Annotated in this window: 14 protein-coding genes and 2 pseudogenes; 12 read left to right on the top strand and 4 right to left on the bottom strand. The window is 62.5% G+C overall.

Translation table 11 applies throughout. The features are described 5' to 3' along the window. Positions 1-477 precede the first annotated feature (477 nt). Positions 478-1,227, bottom strand: coding sequence for a DUF2470 domain-containing protein (locus IVA92_RS16410; RefSeq protein ID WP_247276399.1), 750 nt, complete (start codon positions 1,225-1,227; stop codon positions 478-480). 241 nt (positions 1,228-1,468) lie between these two features. Between IVA92_RS16410 and IVA92_RS16405 the strand changes: the two genes are divergently transcribed. The 5 genes from IVA92_RS16405 to IVA92_RS16385 all read left to right on the top strand — a co-directional run bounded on the left by IVA92_RS16405 (position 1,469) and on the right by IVA92_RS16385 (position 5,453). Then, positions 1,469-2,170, top strand: a complete 702-nt coding sequence (locus tag IVA92_RS16405) for a response regulator transcription factor (RefSeq protein WP_008542552.1) — start codon at positions 1,469-1,471, stop codon at positions 2,168-2,170. 116 nt (positions 2,171-2,286) lie between these two features. Then, a complete protein-coding gene (locus tag IVA92_RS16400; protein ID WP_247276398.1) occupies positions 2,287-4,083 on the top strand; it encodes a sensor histidine kinase in 1,797 nt (598 codons plus the stop codon). Next, entirely contained in the window at positions 4,080-4,604 is a 525-nt protein-coding gene (locus IVA92_RS16395) for an HPr kinase/phosphatase C-terminal domain-containing protein (RefSeq protein ID WP_247276397.1), read from the top strand. Before IVA92_RS16400 ends, IVA92_RS16395 begins: the two co-directional genes overlap by 4 nt. A gap of 133 nt (positions 4,605-4,737) precedes the next feature. Then, a complete protein-coding gene (locus IVA92_RS16390; RefSeq protein WP_007597752.1) occupies positions 4,738-5,139 on the top strand; it encodes a PTS sugar transporter subunit IIA in 402 nt (133 codons plus the stop codon). Further along, positions 5,136-5,453 (top strand): HPr family phosphocarrier protein, encoded by a 318-nt coding sequence (locus tag IVA92_RS16385; RefSeq protein ID WP_247276396.1) that lies wholly within the window; start codon positions 5,136-5,138, stop codon positions 5,451-5,453. The genes IVA92_RS16390 and IVA92_RS16385 overlap by 4 nt, the downstream gene beginning before the upstream one ends. Positions 5,454-5,570: 117 nt before the next feature. Here the strand turns inward: IVA92_RS16385 and IVA92_RS16380 are convergent, their stop codons facing one another. After that, entirely contained in the window at positions 5,571-7,196 is a 1,626-nt protein-coding gene (locus tag IVA92_RS16380) for a glycosyltransferase family 39 protein (protein ID WP_247276395.1), read from the bottom strand. A 114-nt stretch (positions 7,197-7,310) separates the two neighbouring features. On the opposite strand from IVA92_RS16380, the gene lepA reads away from it, so the two are divergent. The 7 genes and pseudogenes from lepA to IVA92_RS16345 form a co-directional block, all read left to right on the top strand. Further along, positions 7,311-9,122, top strand: coding sequence for a translation elongation factor 4 (gene lepA / locus IVA92_RS16375; protein ID WP_247276394.1), 1,812 nt, complete (start codon positions 7,311-7,313; stop codon positions 9,120-9,122). A gap of 579 nt (positions 9,123-9,701) precedes the next feature. After that, positions 9,702-10,004, top strand: a complete 303-nt coding sequence (locus IVA92_RS16370) for a plasmid stabilization protein (RefSeq protein ID WP_247276446.1) — start codon at positions 9,702-9,704, stop codon at positions 10,002-10,004. 10 nt (positions 10,005-10,014) lie between these two features. Continuing rightward, complete coding sequence (locus IVA92_RS16365) at positions 10,015-10,248, top strand: hypothetical protein (RefSeq protein WP_247276393.1); 234 nt, start codon at positions 10,015-10,017, stop codon at positions 10,246-10,248. Between the two features lie 71 nt (positions 10,249-10,319). Then, on the top strand, positions 10,320-11,261 hold the full coding sequence (locus IVA92_RS16360) for a complex I NDUFA9 subunit family protein (RefSeq protein ID WP_247276392.1): 942 nt from the start codon (positions 10,320-10,322) through the stop codon (positions 11,259-11,261). 429 nt (positions 11,262-11,690) lie between these two features. Further along, entirely contained in the window at positions 11,691-13,685 is a 1,995-nt protein-coding gene (locus tag IVA92_RS16355) for a protein-L-isoaspartate(D-aspartate) O-methyltransferase (protein WP_247276391.1), read from the top strand. 593 nt (positions 13,686-14,278) lie between these two features. Next, positions 14,279-15,436 carry an acyl-CoA dehydrogenase family protein gene (locus IVA92_RS16350; RefSeq protein WP_247276390.1) on the top strand — a complete coding sequence of 386 codons (1,158 nt, stop codon included), beginning with the start codon at positions 14,279-14,281 and terminating at the stop codon, positions 15,434-15,436. Positions 15,437-15,451: 15 nt separating this feature from the next. Next, positions 15,452-15,652 (top strand): annotated as a pseudogene (locus IVA92_RS16345) (acyl-CoA dehydrogenase); the annotation flags it as partial. Here IVA92_RS16345 and IVA92_RS16340 read toward each other — a convergent pair. Next, positions 15,609-15,976, bottom strand: a pseudogene (locus IVA92_RS16340) (SRPBCC domain-containing protein); the annotation flags it as partial. The pseudogenes IVA92_RS16345 and IVA92_RS16340 overlap by 44 nt on opposite strands. A gap of 35 nt (positions 15,977-16,011) precedes the next feature. Then, a complete protein-coding gene (locus IVA92_RS16335; RefSeq protein WP_247276389.1) occupies positions 16,012-17,259 on the bottom strand; it encodes a serine hydrolase in 1,248 nt (415 codons plus the stop codon). Between the last annotated feature and the right edge of the window lie 226 nt (positions 17,260-17,485).

The raw sequence follows: 17,485 nt of genomic DNA, 5'->3' as shown, positions 1-17,485 counted from the left end.
GAGGCCGTGGGTGGCAAAGTTGATGATGCCATATTGAGCAAGCGCTGCACGCTTGAGCGTCGTTTCGCCGGCGTCGCAACCGAGATGGATGTCGGCATCCCTTGCCGACATCGCTCGCCACCGCGTTCAACTCGGCGGTATTCGGCAATTGCCACAGCGCCTTTGCCAGCCGCGCGTGACCGCGGACAACAGCATCTTGAGCGTCGCGGCGAGTTCGCGGCCGATATCGCTTTTCTCCAGGGTCGCAACCATCGCCTGCGCGAGCGGAAGCGCGCTTCCGAATACTTGCAGGCCCCCATGAGCGGGTTGATCACGCGCCCGCCGCGGCAAGACTTCCTTTCTGGCGTGGCGAGCAATGCGCTCGCCGCGAGCGCGAGCCCCTGCGATCAGCGCCGGCCGATTTCATCTTGCCATCACCACTCTCGCTGCACCGTCGGACCGATTACGGTCTTGGATCGCAGCGATGAGCCGCGACGATCAACGTGTTGCGCCTTGGTCCAGCTTCTTGCGCGCGTCACCGGCGAGGCGGACCAGCATCTTGCGCAGTGCCGTGCCATCCGTCACCCGCTCCGGGAACTCCAGCCGCAGCGCGGTCTGATCCATTTGCATGTCGAGGCCCTCCGGATCGCAGCCGGTGCAGCGCCAGCCGCCCTCGGCCGCGCCGAGCAGCCTCGTGGCATAGAGGTTCATGGCGTCGCGATGGTCGGCATTCATGTGCTCGACGGCGCCCTGTTCCGCCGCCAGCAGATCCTCGGCGCCGGTGAGGTCCGTGAGGAACTGCTCCGGCTTGAGGTCGACGATCCGGCCGAAGCCGGCGACCAGATGGGCTCCCGTGGGCGGGATCCGAAAGAAGGAGAAATCCTTAAACGAAACAAAGCCTTCCGCCGACGGATGGGCATTGAGATACCGCCGCAGAAGCAAGTCCTTGTCGGCGTCAGCCTGCTCGGCCCGGCCGGACAGCATAATCCGGGCCCCCTCTAGGGGATCGCCGGCCGCGCGCTCGTCCAACATCAGCGAGACCCTGCTGTCCGCCAGGATGTTCCTGGTGTGCACGGCGAGGCGCGAGATCAGCAGGATCGGTGAGCCATCGGGGTGGCTCGCCAGATTGACCAGGGAACAATAGGGATCGCCGCTGCCGGCCATCAGGGTCGCCAGCGCCCCCTGCCGCGACCGTCGCAGCAGCGATTTGGCGAGTTTTGCGGGATCGAAATCCGGGGTCGGTTGCATCGGCTTTCTCGGGTCGGGTGGTTGCAATAGAGGCCTTTTCTCGGGTAAACGGGGGCCAGGTTATGGGTCGAGATGCGGCGAATCTGCCGCGTTTCGTGGAACTTGGTCACACTTCAGCCCAGCTTGCATTGCTCGGTGACAAGGTTCGAATGCCGACTTCGGCACCCATGTATGCGGCGCATCACTGATTGCTCGCCGTTTCAAGCCACGACCCAAAACGGAAAGCAGAAAGCAGAGGCTCATGCCCACAATCGCTTTGGTCGACGACGACCGCAACATTCTCACATCCGTCTCGATCGCGCTGGAAGCCGAAGGCTACCGCATCATGACCTACACCGACGGCGCTTCCGCACTTGACGGTTTCCGCACCACCCAGCCCGATCTCGCCATCCTCGATATCAAGATGCCGCGCATGGACGGCATGGAGACGTTGCGCCGTCTCAGGCAGAAGTCCGACCTGCCGGTGATCTTCCTGACGTCCAAGGACGAGGAGATCGACGAGCTGTTCGGCCTCAAGATGGGCGCCGACGACTTCATCCGCAAACCGTTCTCGCAGCGCCTTTTGGTCGAGCGCGTCAAGGCGGTCCTGCGCCGCTCGGCGCCGAAGGACCCGACCGTCGCGCCCAAGGAGAACGACGCCAAGGCGCTCGATCGCGGCCTTTTGCGCATGGATCCGGAACGGCATACCTGCACCTGGAAAAACGAGCCGGTGACGCTGACCGTCACCGAATTCCTGATCCTCCAGGCATTGGCGACCCGGCCCGGCGTGGTGAAGAGCCGCAACGCGCTGATGGATGCCGCCTATGACGACCAGGTCTATGTCGACGACCGCACCATCGACAGCCACATCAAGCGGCTGCGCAAGAAATTCAAGGTGGTCGACAACGAGTTCGAGATGATCGAAACGCTCTACGGCGTCGGCTACCGCTTCAAGGAAGCCTGAGACTCGCGCAGTTTCACGAAAGAGGAGAGCATCGCTGGTTCTGATTCCATCGGAACCGGGATGGCTCTAGGATGCGGGGACCTTCTCAACGAGCTGTCCTAACGCGGGCGTAAGCATTGCTTGACCGAACGCAGCCTGATCCAAACCAGAGCGCCGAGGATATCGCATCCGACGGCGTTCCGGAGCACGTTGGCGAAGACAAGCCGCAGGGCTGGCGGCCGCTGAACTGGCTGAAGCGCGCCGGTCAGTTCTTCTTCGCGCTGTCCTTCTCGAGCCTGACGCGCCGCATCGTCTCGCTCAACCTCGCCGGCCTGGTCGCGCTGGTCGCCAGCATCCTGTATCTGTCGCAATTCCGGGCCGGCCTGATCGACGCGCGCGCGCAGAGCCTGCTGGTCCAGGCCGAGATCATCGCCGGCGCGATCGCGGCCTCTGCGACCGTGCAGACCAACGCCATCACCATCGACCCCGACCGGTTGCTCGATCTCAAGCCGGGCGAGACCTATGGCGGCTCGGACGAATATTCGCCGCTGGATTTCCCGATCAATCCGGAGCGCGTGGCGCCGGTGCTGCGCACGCTGATCTCGCCGACCAAGACGCGCGCGCGCATTTACGATCCGAACGGCAGCCTGCTGGTCGACAGCCGCAACCTCGAAAACGTGCTGCGCTACAACCTGCCGCCACCGGCCGAGAAGCCCGGCATCGTCGAGCGCGGCATGGTCGCGGTGCGAACCTGGCTGAACCGCGGCGACCTGCCGCTCTACCGTGAGCTCGGGCCCGAGAATGGCAATGGCTACGCGGAGGTGGGCGATGCGCTCCAAGGCCAGAAGCGCTCGATGGTGCGGGTCAACGCACGCGGCGAGGTGATCGTCTCGGTCGCGGTCCCCGTGCTGCGCTCGCGCGCAATCCACGGCGCTTTGATGCTGTCGACCCAGGGCGACGACATCGACCAGATGGTCACTGCCGAGCGCCTCGCCATTTTGAAGGTCGGCGGCGTTGCCGCAGCGGTCATGATCATGCTGTCGCTGCTGCTTGCCAGCACGATCGCAGGTCCGGTGCGCCGGCTCGCCGACAGCGCCGAGCGCGTCCGCCGCCGTATCAAAGCCCGCATCGAGATTCCCGATTTCACCCGCCGCCGCGACGAGATCGGCCACCTCTCGGGCGCGCTGCGGGACATGACCAGCGCGCTCTACAGCCGCATCGAGGCGATCGAGATGTTCGCCGCCGATGTCGCCCATGAGCTGAAGAACCCGCTGACCTCGCTGCGCTCGGCGGTCGAGACGCTGCCGCTGGCGCGCAACGAGACCAGCCGCGCACGCCTGCTCGAGGTGATCGAGCACGACGTCAAGCGGCTCGACCGTCTGATCTCGGATATCTCCGACGCCAGCCGCCTCGATGCCGAATTGCAGCGTCAGGATGCGATCCCGGTTGACGTGCGTCGCCTGCTGACGACACTGGTGTCGGTCGCCAACGAGACCAAGCTCGGCCACGACGTCGCGGTCGAGACCCGCTTCGAGGGCCGCGGCCCGACCGACACGTTCTCCGTGACCGGCCACGATTCGCGGCTCGGACAAGTGGTCTCCAACCTGTTGTCCAACGCGCAATCCTTCTCGGAAGCCGGCAGCAAGGTGCGCCTCACCTGCCGCCGCGTGCGCGGAGAGATCGAGATCGTGATCGACGACGACGGGCCCGGCATCCGCGACGACGCGCTGGAGCGCATCTTCGAGCGCTTCTATACCGATCGTCCGCACCAGGGCTTTGGCCAGAACTCCGGCCTCGGGTTGTCGATTTCCAAGCAGATCGTCGATGCCCATGGCGGGCGGATCTGGGCCGAGAACCGCGCAGGCCCGCTGGATGCCGAAGGCGCGCCGACCGTCGCCGGCGCGCGCTTCGTGGTGAGGCTGCCGGCGCTATGAGCGACGGCGGCCCCAGCGTGCACGCCTCCGCCGTCAAGGTCGGGACTTTTGCCGTGCTGATCCGCGGTCCCTCCGGTTCCGGCAAGTCGCGCCTTGCCTTCGATTTGATCATGGCGGGCCGGTCAGGCCTGATCGAAAGGGCCGTTCTGGTCGGAGATGACCGTGTCCATCTGGCGACAGTCGGCCATGAAATTGAAGTCCGCCCCGCTCCGGTCTTGGCTGGCCTGATCGAGATCCGGGGCTTGGGAATTCGCCGCTGCGACTTCGTGGAGCATGCGATCGTCGGCCTCGTGGTCGATCTGGACGCAGCCGATGCCGAGCGTCTGCCTGCGACAGAATCGCTGAAAGCCAGCATTTCTGGTGTCGAAATACCGCGCATCCCGGTCGAGCGCGGCTATTCGCCCCTCCCGCTGGTTGTCGCGGCCTTGACCACTACCAAGAGTTCATCTTCCGTTAACCCCTCAGGCGATTGTTTGAAGGGAAATGGTAACCATATGAACCCCACTATCGCGACCGAGTAGACCGGCGCAGCTTCCCTCATCCATCCGTCTAGGTTCAGGGAGATACGCAACATCCCCTCTTGCGCGGGGGCTCTGGATGGTCAAAGTGGCGCGTTCGTGCGGTGCACCAAAAGCGCCCGCGAGGAGTTTTCCGATGATTGGTCTAGTACTTGTGACCCACGGGCGCCTTGCCGACGAATTCAAGGCAGCGCTTGAGCATGTCATGGGCCCACAAAAGCAAATCGAAGCGATCACGATCGGTGCCGAAGATGATTCCGATCTCTGCCGAAGCGACATTATCGAGGCGGTTAACCGCGTCGATTCCGGCGACGGCGTTGCGATCCTCACCGACATGTTCGGCGGCACGCCGTCGAACCTCGCAATATCCTGCATGAGCCGGCCGAAGGTCGAAGTGCTCGCGGGCATCAACTTACCCATGCTGGTGAAGCTCGCTAAGGTGCGCGAGGAGCGTCCGCTGCCCGACGCGATCGCGATGGCCCAGGAAGCGGGCCGCAAATACGTCACCATTGCCAGCCGCGTGCTCGCCGGCAAATGAGCGACGACGCGCCGCAAGCCGCAGCGGGCGTGCCCGCAGGCGCGATCTCCAAGGAGCTCCTGATCATCAACAAGCGCGGTCTGCACGCCCGCGCCTCGGCGAAATTCGTCCAGGCGGTCGAGCGCTTCAACGCGCAAGTGTGGGTGACGCGCGGCGGTGAGACCGTCGGCGGCACTTCGATCATGGGCCTGATGATGCTTGCCGCGGGTCCCGGCACGACCATCACGGTCGCCGCGGCCGGCGAGGAAGCCGAAGCGGCGCTCGCGGCGATCACCGAACTGGTCGAGAGCAAGTTCAACGAGGAAGGGATTTGAGCCAAGCGCTCGACGCCGTAGGGTGGGCAAAGGCGCGACGCGCCGTGCCCACCATCTCTCTCATCGTGTGCTGAAATTGGTGGGCACGCTTCGCTTTGTCACCCTACGATATCCCGATCACTTCGCCGGCGGGGCGATGTAGATATTCCAGCTCATCGCCGGGCCGGCCTTGCCGTGGGTGAAGCGGCGCGTCGTCATCACCATGCGCTCGGCATTCGGCGCGATCCCCGACATCCATTTCTCGAACGCGGGCAGGCGTTCGTCGGTCGGATCGAACACGCCGATGAAGCCGTATGTCTTGACATCGTCGAGCGAGGTCAGCCCGGACGCCCAGGCTTCGTTCGGCGTGAACGGGCTGGGGTGATCGGGGCTGTAGAACACCATCGGCTGAATCGTCTCCATCGTCCCGGCAACGACCGCCCAGCGCGAGGCAAAGCGCGCGTGCCAGGCCTGCGTCAGCTCGCGCGCGAGCTCCGAACGCGCGCCATAGGTTGCGGTATTGCCGGCATTGGCCGCCATCTCGCGCGCGGCGATCCACGGCGAGGCAGCGAGCGTGGCTGCGCTGAGCACGAGCCAGATCGCGGCGATGTTGAACAGCACAGAGCTCTGCACCCGCAATGCGGGGATCGCGACCAGCGCCAAGGGCACCAGGAAGAACAGCGAGATGCCCCAATCGGTCTTCATGTAGATGCTGAAGGCCAGCGCGCCGAGCGGCGGACCGAACGCCACGATGATCTGGATGATCCAGATGTTCAGCGCCTGCGAGAGGTTGACGCCCGGATTGACCCCGCGCGCCCAGGCCCGCGTGACGATGCGCGACGGCGCCCGCACCAGCAGCGTGAGCCACGGCGGCGCCAGCGCCATGGCGAGGGCGGCCAGCGCGACCGGCAGGGCCAGCAGCGCCAAATTATGCAAGACGTAGCCCGCGACGAGCTGATGCACCTGGCTCGAGTCCTGGAGGCTGTAGGTGTCGCCGGCATAGGTCAGCGGCACGAAATGCGCATTCGCCAGCCAAACGAAGTGCGGGATCATCGCCACCGCCATCGTCGCGATCGCGACCCATGGCGCCGGCGACGACAGGAAGCGCAGCCGCTCGGGATGGATCAGCGCGGCAAGGCCGATGGCGCCGATCATGGTCAGCACCCAATATTTGGTCATCAGCGCCAGCGCGCCGGCAAGCCCGAGAAGGATTCCGGATTGCCAGCTCCGCTTCGCGAAGGCGTTGAGGTAAGCGAGCACGAGCAGCGGCAGCGTGACGAGCTGGAGCAGATCCGGATTGTACTTGAAGCCTTTGAAATTGAAGATCGGATAGAGAGCGATCATCACCACGACCAGGAACGCGCGCCGCGCGTCGACCACGCGCAAGGCAACCATCCAGCAGACCACCATGCCGATACTGACGGTCGCCATCGCAAGCGCATAGGTAGCCCAATCCGCCGCCGGAAACAGCTTGAACCAGAGGCCGGCGACCCAGCCCGACAGTGGCGGATGCTTGCCGTAACCCCACAGGAATTTTTGGCCCCAAGCATAAGCTTCTGCGACGTCCATGTGAACGTCCTGCGCCGCCTTGAGATTGATCAGGATGAAGGTCCAGAGCACTGCATGCAGGATGGCGAGCTGGATCACCAACCAGAGGCGGGCCTCGGGGCGGATCGCGCAGGCAACCAACCAGGCCCGGAAGCGGGCATAGCTCACTCGGGTCTTCGCGCGCGCTTTGGCAGAGGGGATCGAAGTCGTCGACATGAGCGGTTGCCTAGCGTGTTTTGGGCGATCGTGGAATCAGCTTGGCGTGAACAAAGGCCCTGAAAATACAGCAATATGGTTGCCGCACAGGGATGTGAGTGGTATCCCGCGCCCATGACGACCGTCCCCATTTCCAACATCCGCAATTTCTCCATCGTCGCCCATATCGACCATGGCAAATCGACGCTGGCCGACCGCCTGATCCAGATGACCGGCGGCCTGTCCGACCGCGAGATGGCGGGCAAGGAGCAGGTGCTCGATTCCATGGACATCGAGCGCGAGCGCGGCATCACCATCAAGGCGCAGACGGTGCGGCTCCAATACCGCGCCAAGGACGGCAAGGATTACATCTTCAACCTGATGGACACGCCCGGCCATGTCGACTTCGCCTACGAGGTCTCGCGGTCGCTGGCGGCCTGCGAGGGTTCCCTGCTGGTGGTCGACGCGAGCCAGGGCGTCGAAGCGCAGACGCTCGCCAACGTGTACCAAGCGCTCGACAACAACCACGAGATCGTCCCGGTCCTGAACAAGGTCGACCTTCCCGCCGCCGAGCCCGAGAAGATCAAGCAGCAGATCGAGGACGTCATCGGCATCGACGCCTCCGACGCGGTGATGATCTCGGCCAAGACCGGCTTAGGCGTCCCCGATGTGCTGGAAGCGATCGTCACCCGCCTGCCGCCGCCGAAGGGCGATCGCGAGGCGACCTTGAAGGCGCTGCTGGTCGACAGCTGGTATGACGTCTATCTCGGTGTCGTCGTGCTGATCCGCGTCGTCGACGGCGTCATGAAGAAGGGCAGCCGCGTGCGCATGATGGGCACCGGTGCTGCCTACGACGTCGAGCGCGTCGGCTTCTTCACGCCGAAGATGCAGCAGGTCGACGAGCTCGGTCCCGGCGAGATCGGCTTCATCACCGCCGCGATCAAGGAAGTGGCCGACACCCGCGTCGGCGATACCATTACCGACGATCGGAAGCCGGTGACGGAGATGCTGCCCGGCTTCAAGCCGGCGATCCCGGTGGTGTTCTGCGGCCTGTTCCCTGTCGATGCCGACGACTTCGAAACGCTGCGCGGGGCCATGGGCAAGCTGCGGCTGAACGATGCCAGCTTCTCCTTCGAGATGGAGACCTCGGCTGCACTCGGCTTCGGCTTCCGCTGCGGCTTCCTCGGGCTGCTGCACCTCGAGATCATCCAGGAGCGGCTGTCGCGTGAGTTCGATCTCAATTTGATCGCGACCGCGCCGAGCGTCATCTACAAGATGAAGCTCACCGACGGCCAGGAGATCGAGATCCACAATCCCGTCGACATGCCCGACGTGGTCAAGATCGCCGAGATCGACGAGCCCTGGATCGAGGCGACGATCCTCACGCCCGACGAATATCTCGGCAGCGTGCTGAAGCTGTGCCAGGACCGCCGCGGCGCGCAGAAGGAGCTCACCTATGTCGGCTCCCGCGCGATGGTGAAGTACGACCTGCCGCTCAACGAGGTCGTGTTCGATTTCTACGACCGCCTGAAGTCGGTCTCCAAGGGCTACGCCTCGTTCGACTATCACCTCACCGATTACAAGCCGGCCGACCTCGTCAAGATGCAGATCCTGGTCAATGCCGAGCCGGTCGACGCGCTCTCGATGCTGGTGCATCGCACCCGCGCGGAAGGGCGCGGCCGCGCCATGGTCGAGAAGATGAAGGAGCTGATCCCGCCGCACATGTTCCAGATCCCGATCCAGGCCGCGATCGGCGGCAAGGTGATCGCGCGCGAGACGGTGCGCGCCCTGCGCAAGGACGTCACCGCAAAATGCTACGGCGGCGACATCACGCGTAAGCGCAAGCTTCTTGAGAAGCAGAAGGAAGGCAAGAAGAAGATGCGGCAGTTCGGCAAGGTCGACATCCCGCAGGAAGCTTTCATTGCCGCGCTGAAGGTGGATAGCTGAGCGGGGCTTAGGCCTGTTTCAAGCGTGACGAGATTGGCCGGTCCGGGACGTTTGGGACCCGAAGAACAAAATATCGAAAAACAACCCCATGCACAGTAGCCGGAGTCTTGTTTGTATTGCGTTTTTCGATTTTACGAAATCCATTTGACCCGTCGGGCAAAACAGGGGCATGATGGCATCATCGCAACGGGCGTGAGGCCGGCGCCCATCAGCACGCAACATCTCGACGCCGACCGATTAGCCTTCGATCTCGGGATCCGAACGCCACAGCGGTGATGGCTTTCCGTCGGCTTCCGGGCCCCCTGCGGGAATGCCGGCGAAACAATTCGCCGCGGTCGGCAAACTGCATTGGCAAAGACCCGCGAACATCCTCGGACTTCCGAAAGGCATGGCGCAAGTTGACGGTTCGACCAATCAACTTGATCCCGCCTCTCTACGCCCTGGATGCTAACTGAGTGTCTCAGCGGGCGGTGCACACCGGCTCCTACACGGTCTGCGGTAAGTCAGGTCGAATAGGAACAATTAGTGAACTTCGCCGTTCGTGGCGCGAGGGAGGCGTACCTGAAGAGGGAGGCCGTGATGCCACGCGGAGACAAACGCAGCTACATCGATAAGCAGAAGCGACAGGCCGAACACATCGAGGAAGGCTACGAATCCCGAGGTGTACCCGACACTGAAGCTGAACGGCGGGCCTGGGCGACCGTCAACAAAGAAATCCATGGCGGCAAGAAGAGCGGGTCCGGCAGAGGGACCGAAGCAGACACCTCGCCGTCACGCAAGGGCGGCAGACTTGGCGGAAAAGCACCAGCCAGCCGACCGGCCGATGAACGTACCAGGTCAGCCAAGAAGGCTGCTCAAACTCGCAAACGCCGCGCGGCGTGAAGGAGGCACAATGTCGACATGCGAAACCTGCGGCAATGATTATGACAAGGCTTTTCAGGTGGTGATGAACGGCCAGGCGCACACGTTCGACAGCTTCGAGTGCGCAATTCATGCCTTGGCGCCAACGTGCAAGCATTGCGGAACGCGCATCGTGGGGCACGGCCTGGAAAAGAGCGGCACCTACTATTGCTGCGACCACTGCGCCCAGAAGGAAGGCGTGACCGACCTCCGCGATCGTGTGTAATGGACGACCGACGAGCCTGCGGTCTCCGCTGGCCATGCCTTGCTTGAGACGATCTCAGTACGAGTTGCGCCATGGCGCCCGCACATAATCGCCTTGTTACGGTGTTCGGTGGAACGGGGTTTCTCGGCCGCCGCGTTGTTCAACACCTGCTCCGGGCACCTGAGTTTTTCGTTCGGATTGCATCAAGACATCCCGAACGGGGCAGACAGCTTTTTGGTCACGACGACCCACGCCTCCAATCTGTGAACGTCGATCTACGCGACGAGGGTTCGATAGCCGCTGCTGTTGATGGCGCATACGGCGCCATCAACACGGTCAGCCTCTATGTCGAACACGGACAGGAGACTTTTCATTCCGTACATGTGGAATCAGCCCGGCGACTGGCGGCCCAGGCACGTCGAGCTGGCGTCAAGCGGCTCATCCACGTTTCCGGAATCGGCTCTGACGCCACTTCGCCGTCCCTCTATATTCGCAAGCGTGGCGAAGGCGAACTCGCGGTCCGCGCAGTATTTTCTCAGGCTACGCTGGTTCGCCCGGCGGTAATGTTCGGCCCGGATGACGCGTTTCTCACCGTCATCCTCAAGCTACTCCGCCGATATCCGATCTATCCGATGTTCGGCCGCGGGTTGACGAGATTGCAGCCGGCCTATGTTGACGATGTGGCCGACGCGATCACAAGAGCGCTTCTGAGAGCCGAAACAAGCGCAATCACATATGAATGCGCTGGTCCTCGCATCTACACATACGAAGAGCTTCTCAAAAAGGTTGCGCACGCAGCCGGCCGCAGCCCCATGCTCGTTCCAGTGCCGTTTGCTGCTTGGCATGCAGCGGGATGGATTTCGGAGCTGCTTCCAAGGCCACCCATCACCCGGAATCAGGTGGAGTTGATGAAGCTCGACAACATAGCGTCGGTGGGAATGCCAGGATTTTCCGAGCTTGGAATCCCGCCGCAATCAGTCGAACAAGTTGTACCAACAATGTTACGGGAAAGTATCGGGCGAACCAACTTTTGAACCTGATGCCATTTGATGATGGCAGCCAGGAGTATGGATCGCGGTCCACTGATGGCTTCTTCAACAACCTCAAAACCCAGCGCGATCAGTGCGCAATAACCAGGATCAGCACCGCGAGCACGACGGCCCCGAGCAGCCCGGTCAGGAAGATTGCTCTCCTTGCCGATGTCCGGAGAATGATCTCTCCGCCCCTCGCTCGCTCCGTCGGATAAGGCTCCTTGTGAGGAGGAGGCGTCCGCGCTGGACCTTCACGAACCATACTGAACAACGCATGCGTATGATTTCGTTTCACTTTGCGGGTGATCGGAACCGGTAAACTCTCTCCTTGGTTCCGGCCTTGGTTCCGGCGCGATTCAGTCCATGGAAAGGAACTCGTCACGTCCGTTCCCATTGGCTTTATGCACTGGGCATTCTTGATGGACGGGTCGCATGAGCGAATTTTCAGATCTTCGCGACCGTATGGTCGACGTTCAACTCGCGCGCCGTGGTATCCGTGATCGTCGCGTGTTGGAGGCTATGCGACAGGTCCCGCGGGAGCGGTTTGTGGAAGCCGGTTTTGAGGAATTTGCCTACGAGGACGGCGCACTGCCGATCGCAAACAACCAGACCATCTCGCAGCCCTACATTGTCGCGCTGATGACCGAGGCTGCCGAATTGAAGCCGACGGACAAGGTGCTCGAGGTCGGTACCGGCTCAGGCTATGCTGCCGCAATTGCTTCTCGGCTTGCTAAAACGGTTCACACGATCGAGCGACATGGCGCCCTGGCCAGAATCGCAGCGCAGCGGCTGATTGCGCTCGGATGTGCGAATTGCATTGTCCATACCGGCGACGGCACCCGCGGCCTGGCCGATGAGGCGCCATTCGACGCGATCCTGGTCGCTGCCGGCGGCCCCTCGGTGCCTGACGCGCTTAAGCGCCAGTTGGCCGTCGGCGGCCGTCTCGTCATTCCCGTCGGCAATTTCGGGCACGAACAATCGCTGCTCCGGATTACGCGCCGGAGCCAGACTGATTACGATGAGGAGACCTTCGGGGCCGTCCGCTTCGTGCCGTTGATCGGCGAGCAAGGATGGGCCGAGGATGGCACGCGCTCGGCCAGCAACCACATCCCCGGTCATACGCGGTTGCAATCGCTGACAGACATGATCCGTGCTACTATCGAACCGTTGCCTGCCTTCGATGATCCTGCATTCGGTGTGCTGTTCGATCGCTTCGGACAATCGCGCATCGTCTTGCTGGGCGAAGCCAGTCACGGTACGTCGGAGTTCTACCAGGCACGCGCAGCGATTACGCGCCGCCTGATCGAAAAACACGGATTTACGATCGTCGCCGTCGAGGCGGATTGGCCCGACGCCGCAGCGATCGACCGGTACGTTCGCGGTCGAACGCACCGCGGAGCGTCAAGCCAGACCCCGTTCGAACGCTTTCCGACCTGGATGTGGCGAAATACGGATGTCGCCTCCTTCGTTGACTGGATGCGCAGTCGCAATGAACGAATGCCGGCAACCGATCGAGCCGGGTTCTTCGGGCTCGACATTTACAACATGCGCGACTCGATCGCGGCCGTTCTCACTTACCTCGACAAGGTCGATCCTCAATCGGCAGCGGTGGCGCGCGAACGCTACGGCTGCCTGACGCCGTGGCAGCGCGAGCCTTCGACCTATGGCCGCGCCGTCCTGACCGAGCGCTACCGGAAATGCGAGGCGGAGGTGGTTCGGCAGTGCCAGGATATTCTGAAGAAGCAGCTCGACTATGCGGCGGACGATCCAGACAGCTTCCTCGATGCCGCGCAGAACGCCCGCTTGATCGCGTCAGCGGAGCGCTACTACCGGATCATGTATTACGGCGGCGCGGAGTCCTGGAATCTACGGGATACGCATATGTTCGAGACGCTAAGCCATGTACTTGACGCACATGGTCCCCAATCCAAGGCCGTGGTCTGGGCGCACAATTCCCATATCGGAAATGCGCGTTTTACCAGCATGGGCGCGGTCCGCAACGAGCTCAACATTGGTCAGCTCTGTCGGGAGAAATTCGATGAAGCGGCGTCGCTGATCGGATTAAGCACGCATACCGGCACGGTGGCAGCGGCCTCAGATTGGGACGCCGAAATGGAAGTGATGCAGGTTCGGCCGTCTCGACCAGACAGCTATGAGCGGCTGTTTCACGATGCCGGTGCGACGCGCGGCTTGATCGAATTCCGCCGCGAGGAGGCCCTTCGTCGTCGCTTGCTCGAACCGCGCCTGGAACGCTTTATCGGCGTGATCTATCGACCGGACACCGAGCTGCAAAGCCATTATGCCGAGGCCTCACTGCCTCAACAGTTTAACGCGCTGGTGTGGTTTGACGAGACACATGCGGTGACACATTTGGGTCCTGAGCATCGTCGCAGCGCTGTCCCAGACACCTATCCGTTCGGACTCTGATTGCAGCGTGGCCAGGCCAAGAACGTTAGGTGAATCTGATGTGAAGCTTACACCGGCGTCCACTACTGCCATGCAGCCTTCATGGAAGGCTGGTCGTGAGGCGATAAGTGATGAACGCATTCTTGTCATTGAATGTCGCCAAGATCTTCGTGCAGGCCGGGCCACGATGCTCACCGCTTGTGGCAGGGAGAGATGACGATACAGGGGCGGTTCCATTTCCGCTCAGGGTCAAATGCGCCGATGGGGGCGGTTGGTTGCGATTTCGGATTGCCGCGAGAAAGCGGACTGTTGCGGAGCATGTCGCGAACTCGCATTCGCGCAAAATGGCGACGCCTGCTGAATAGCGGGTATCGGCTCATGCATCAGGAAAGCTGTGTTGACGCATAATCATCCGCCACGAGTCAATTAGCGGCATAAGAACAGCTCCCTCCGCCGCGTCACCGCACGTGTCGTTCGACTTCTGCGAAGGGGCTCAGGCCGACGTGAAGGCATCGAGCCCGTCCCAGCTGGGCTACCGCTAGTACGGATTTTGAACTGGAAAGGTCCGGCCCTAGAGGATTACGGTTCTCCTATCTTCTCGGAGGAGGACCGCCATGAGCCTCAATCAAGGTCACGATATCCAATCAGCGAGCCCGCGCAGTTCGATCGACGTTGCGCGGGAACTCGGGCCCGTGTTTCAACGACGGGCCGAGCAGGCGACGGACGAAGATTGCTTTGTAGCCGAAAACTATGAGGACTTGAAATCGTCGGGATTGGTCGAAGCCGGCGTCCCCACCGAGCTCGGGGGCCGTGGGGCGGAGGTCGATGAGCTGGCCGAGATGCTCCGTGTCCTGGCGTATCACTGCGGATCCACAGCGCTTGCATTCTCCATGCACACCCACCAGGTCGCCATCACCGCTTGGCGCTGGCGGCATCAGAAAGTGACGGCGGTGGAGAACCTACTGACACGTATCGCCCAGGAACGCATTTTCCTACTCTCAAGCGGCGGTTCGGATTGGGTCGGCGGCTCCGGCAAAGCCGAGAAGGTGGACGGCGGCTATAAGATCACCGCTCGAAAGGTTTTCTCCTCGGGCTCGCCAGCCGGGACTCTCATGATGACGGGCGCGGTGCTGCAACAGGAGTGTGAGCCGCCAATGGTGCTTCACTTTGGTGTGCCGATGAGCTCACCCCAGGTGAAGATCTTGGACACTTGGCGAGTTTTGGGTATGCGCTCGACCGGTTCGAATGACGTGATGATTGATGGCTACGTAGTGCCTGAAAGTGCCGTATCGGCGCGTCGCAAGGCTGGTGAGTGGGATCCCTTATTCCAGACGATCGCAACCATCGCACTGCCACTGATTTACTCGGTCTATGTGGGCGTTGCCGAGAGCGCACGGGATATTGCTCTCTTGCTCGCGCGGCGCAAAGAGCTCGATCATAACGTTATACAGCTGGCTGGCCGCATGGATACCGAGCTTGCTGGCGCACGGATGGCACGGCAAACCATGCTTGCAGCTGTGCGCCTGAATAAGCCGTCGGCCGAAACAGTGAACCAGGTGGTGATCGGCCGCCATCTCGTAGCGCGGCATGCAATTGCAGCGGTGGAGTTAGCAATGGAGCTCGCTGGCGGCGCGGGGTTCTATCGCGCGGCCGGTCTAGAACGGCGCTTCCGCGACATACAGGCCGCACGCTATCATCCCCTGCAGCCCGGCGCCCAAGCAAGATATACGGGTGCAATGGCTCTTGGGCTCCCAGTCGACCAAATTTACTGACGTCCCTACAGCGGGACGAGCGCCTGGTGTCTCGGCCAGTGCAGCGTCTGCGCGATGATCGCGGCCTCGCTCGATCACGACATTGCGCAGGAGATCTTCAATACGCCGCCCGGCATCCTAGCCTGGGGCGCGATCGCGCATGAGGCGCGCGCGGTCGAGGGCGGTTATCGCGTCACGGCACGCTGGGATCTTGCCTCGGGCTCGTGGCAGGCGAGCAGCTCGGGTAGCGCGCGAAATTATTGAGGATCGCCTGCCAGCCGCCTTGCTGCTGCTCGACCGAGTGAGTCGCTTCGCTATCGAAGACGACGCGGACGACAGTGCCATTTGGGCCGGGCACGAACTCGACCTCGGCTGTTCGATCGCCGAACGCGTGTTCGATCCGCTTGTGCTCGACGATCTTGGTGTAGGTGCCGGCGAAGTCGAAGCCCATGCCGCCGTCCTTGGCTTCCATCCGGGACGAGAAGGCGCCGCCTTCCCGCAGGTCACCGTCGCCTTGGTCGTATGCCAGTCGTCGGACGCTGCAGCGCTGAAGGCGAGCAAACGCGCCCTCATGGGGTTTCAAAGCTGTCGGATCATCATTGCCCGAGCTGCTGAAGCACGGCGGACCACAATGCGAGCGGCTCCCTGAGGGCTGCCGGCTCGGATGGCCTTTGGCGAACGGCCGTGTGCACCATGACGAGCTTGGAGGCCGGGTCGACCAGGATGACCTGACCGCGGATGCCGAGCAGGGCAAATCTGCGCTGCTCGCCAGGGAGCAGCCACACCTGGTAGCCGTAGCCGAAATAAGGTGTGGCCACGCGGGGCGCGAGATGGCCATCGGCTGGTCTGACGGTCGTGGCATCCAGCAGCCACTGCCGGGGGATCAATTGGCGACCTTCCCAGGCGCCGTCATGTGCGAGCAACCGCGCCAGCCGCGCATAGTCGCGCAAGGTTGCGTTGAAGCAGCAAAAGGCAATCTCCTGTCCGCTCCCGTCGATCGCCCACGACGCATCCGCTTCGGCGCCGATGGGGTCCCAGATCCGGTCGTGGAGATAGTCGGCAACCGGCATGGCCGTGGCCGAGCGCAGGACTAGGCCGAGGATTTCGGTTTCTACGCTGGCATAGTGCCATCTGGTGCCCGGCGGTGCGGTTCGGGTGTTGAATTGCGCAACGATGGCCGCGGGATCTTTCGGCTCATCGACGAACAGGGCCCGTCCAAGCCGGGCGACGTCGTCGTTCCCATCATAGATTTCCGAGAACTGGACGCCCGAAGACATGGTCAACAAGGCGCGTATCGATGTGTTTCCATATTCCGTGCCTGCAAGGCCGGGAACGTAGGTCGAGACGAGGTCGTCGATCGATTTGATTCGTCCCTCCGAGACCGCGATCCCGACCAGCATAGCCACCAGCGTCTTGGCCATGGACTGCGAGACAAAGCGGTCGTGGTCGGTCCGCGCATATTGATAGTGCTCGTACAGGATGGTGTCGTCCCTGGCGATCAGGAGTCCCGTCACCGGGTTGCGCTTGAGGTAGTCCGCGATGCTCAGACGTTCGGTGCCAAAACTGTAGGCGATCGACGGCTCCGGCGCGCGTTTGAATTGCCAGGGCGCCGTGGCGCGAACGACCGCGCGCGAGGGATAGATCTCGCCGAAATGGCTGTAGACCCCGACGAGCTTGTCGAGCTGAGGGACGCCTCCCCGCGTGCCGACCGGATAGCCGTCAGCCGCGCCGTAAAGATCGGCATCGGGACCGCTGTCTGAAAAGACCGGCCCCGGCTCGGCGCTTCGGATGTCCTCTGCGCATGCTGAAGGTGCCCAGACTGCGGCGGCGAAAATGACGGGCAAGGCAAGCCTGCGGCGCCCACGCGGCCTGCACAGCGCTCCCCATTTCATTGGATTTGCCTCCTCGCACGTTGATGTGTGTGCGCTTGTGAGAACAACATCGCAGGCCGGTGACGTGAGATATGATATCATTGCGGACGGGCCGTGTCGCCCGCGGTGGCAACCCGCCTTGCTCTCGCCCGGCAGATAGGCCACCATCCCCTGCGCGCACCATCAACAAAATCAAAAG

It is taken from the genome of Bradyrhizobium sp. 154, assembly GCF_023073875.1.
In the GTDB taxonomy this organism is placed as follows: domain Bacteria; phylum Pseudomonadota; class Alphaproteobacteria; order Rhizobiales; family Xanthobacteraceae; genus Bradyrhizobium.
The sequence above is the reverse complement of the archived record's forward strand: the minus strand, read 5'-3'. Positions and strand labels throughout refer to the sequence as shown.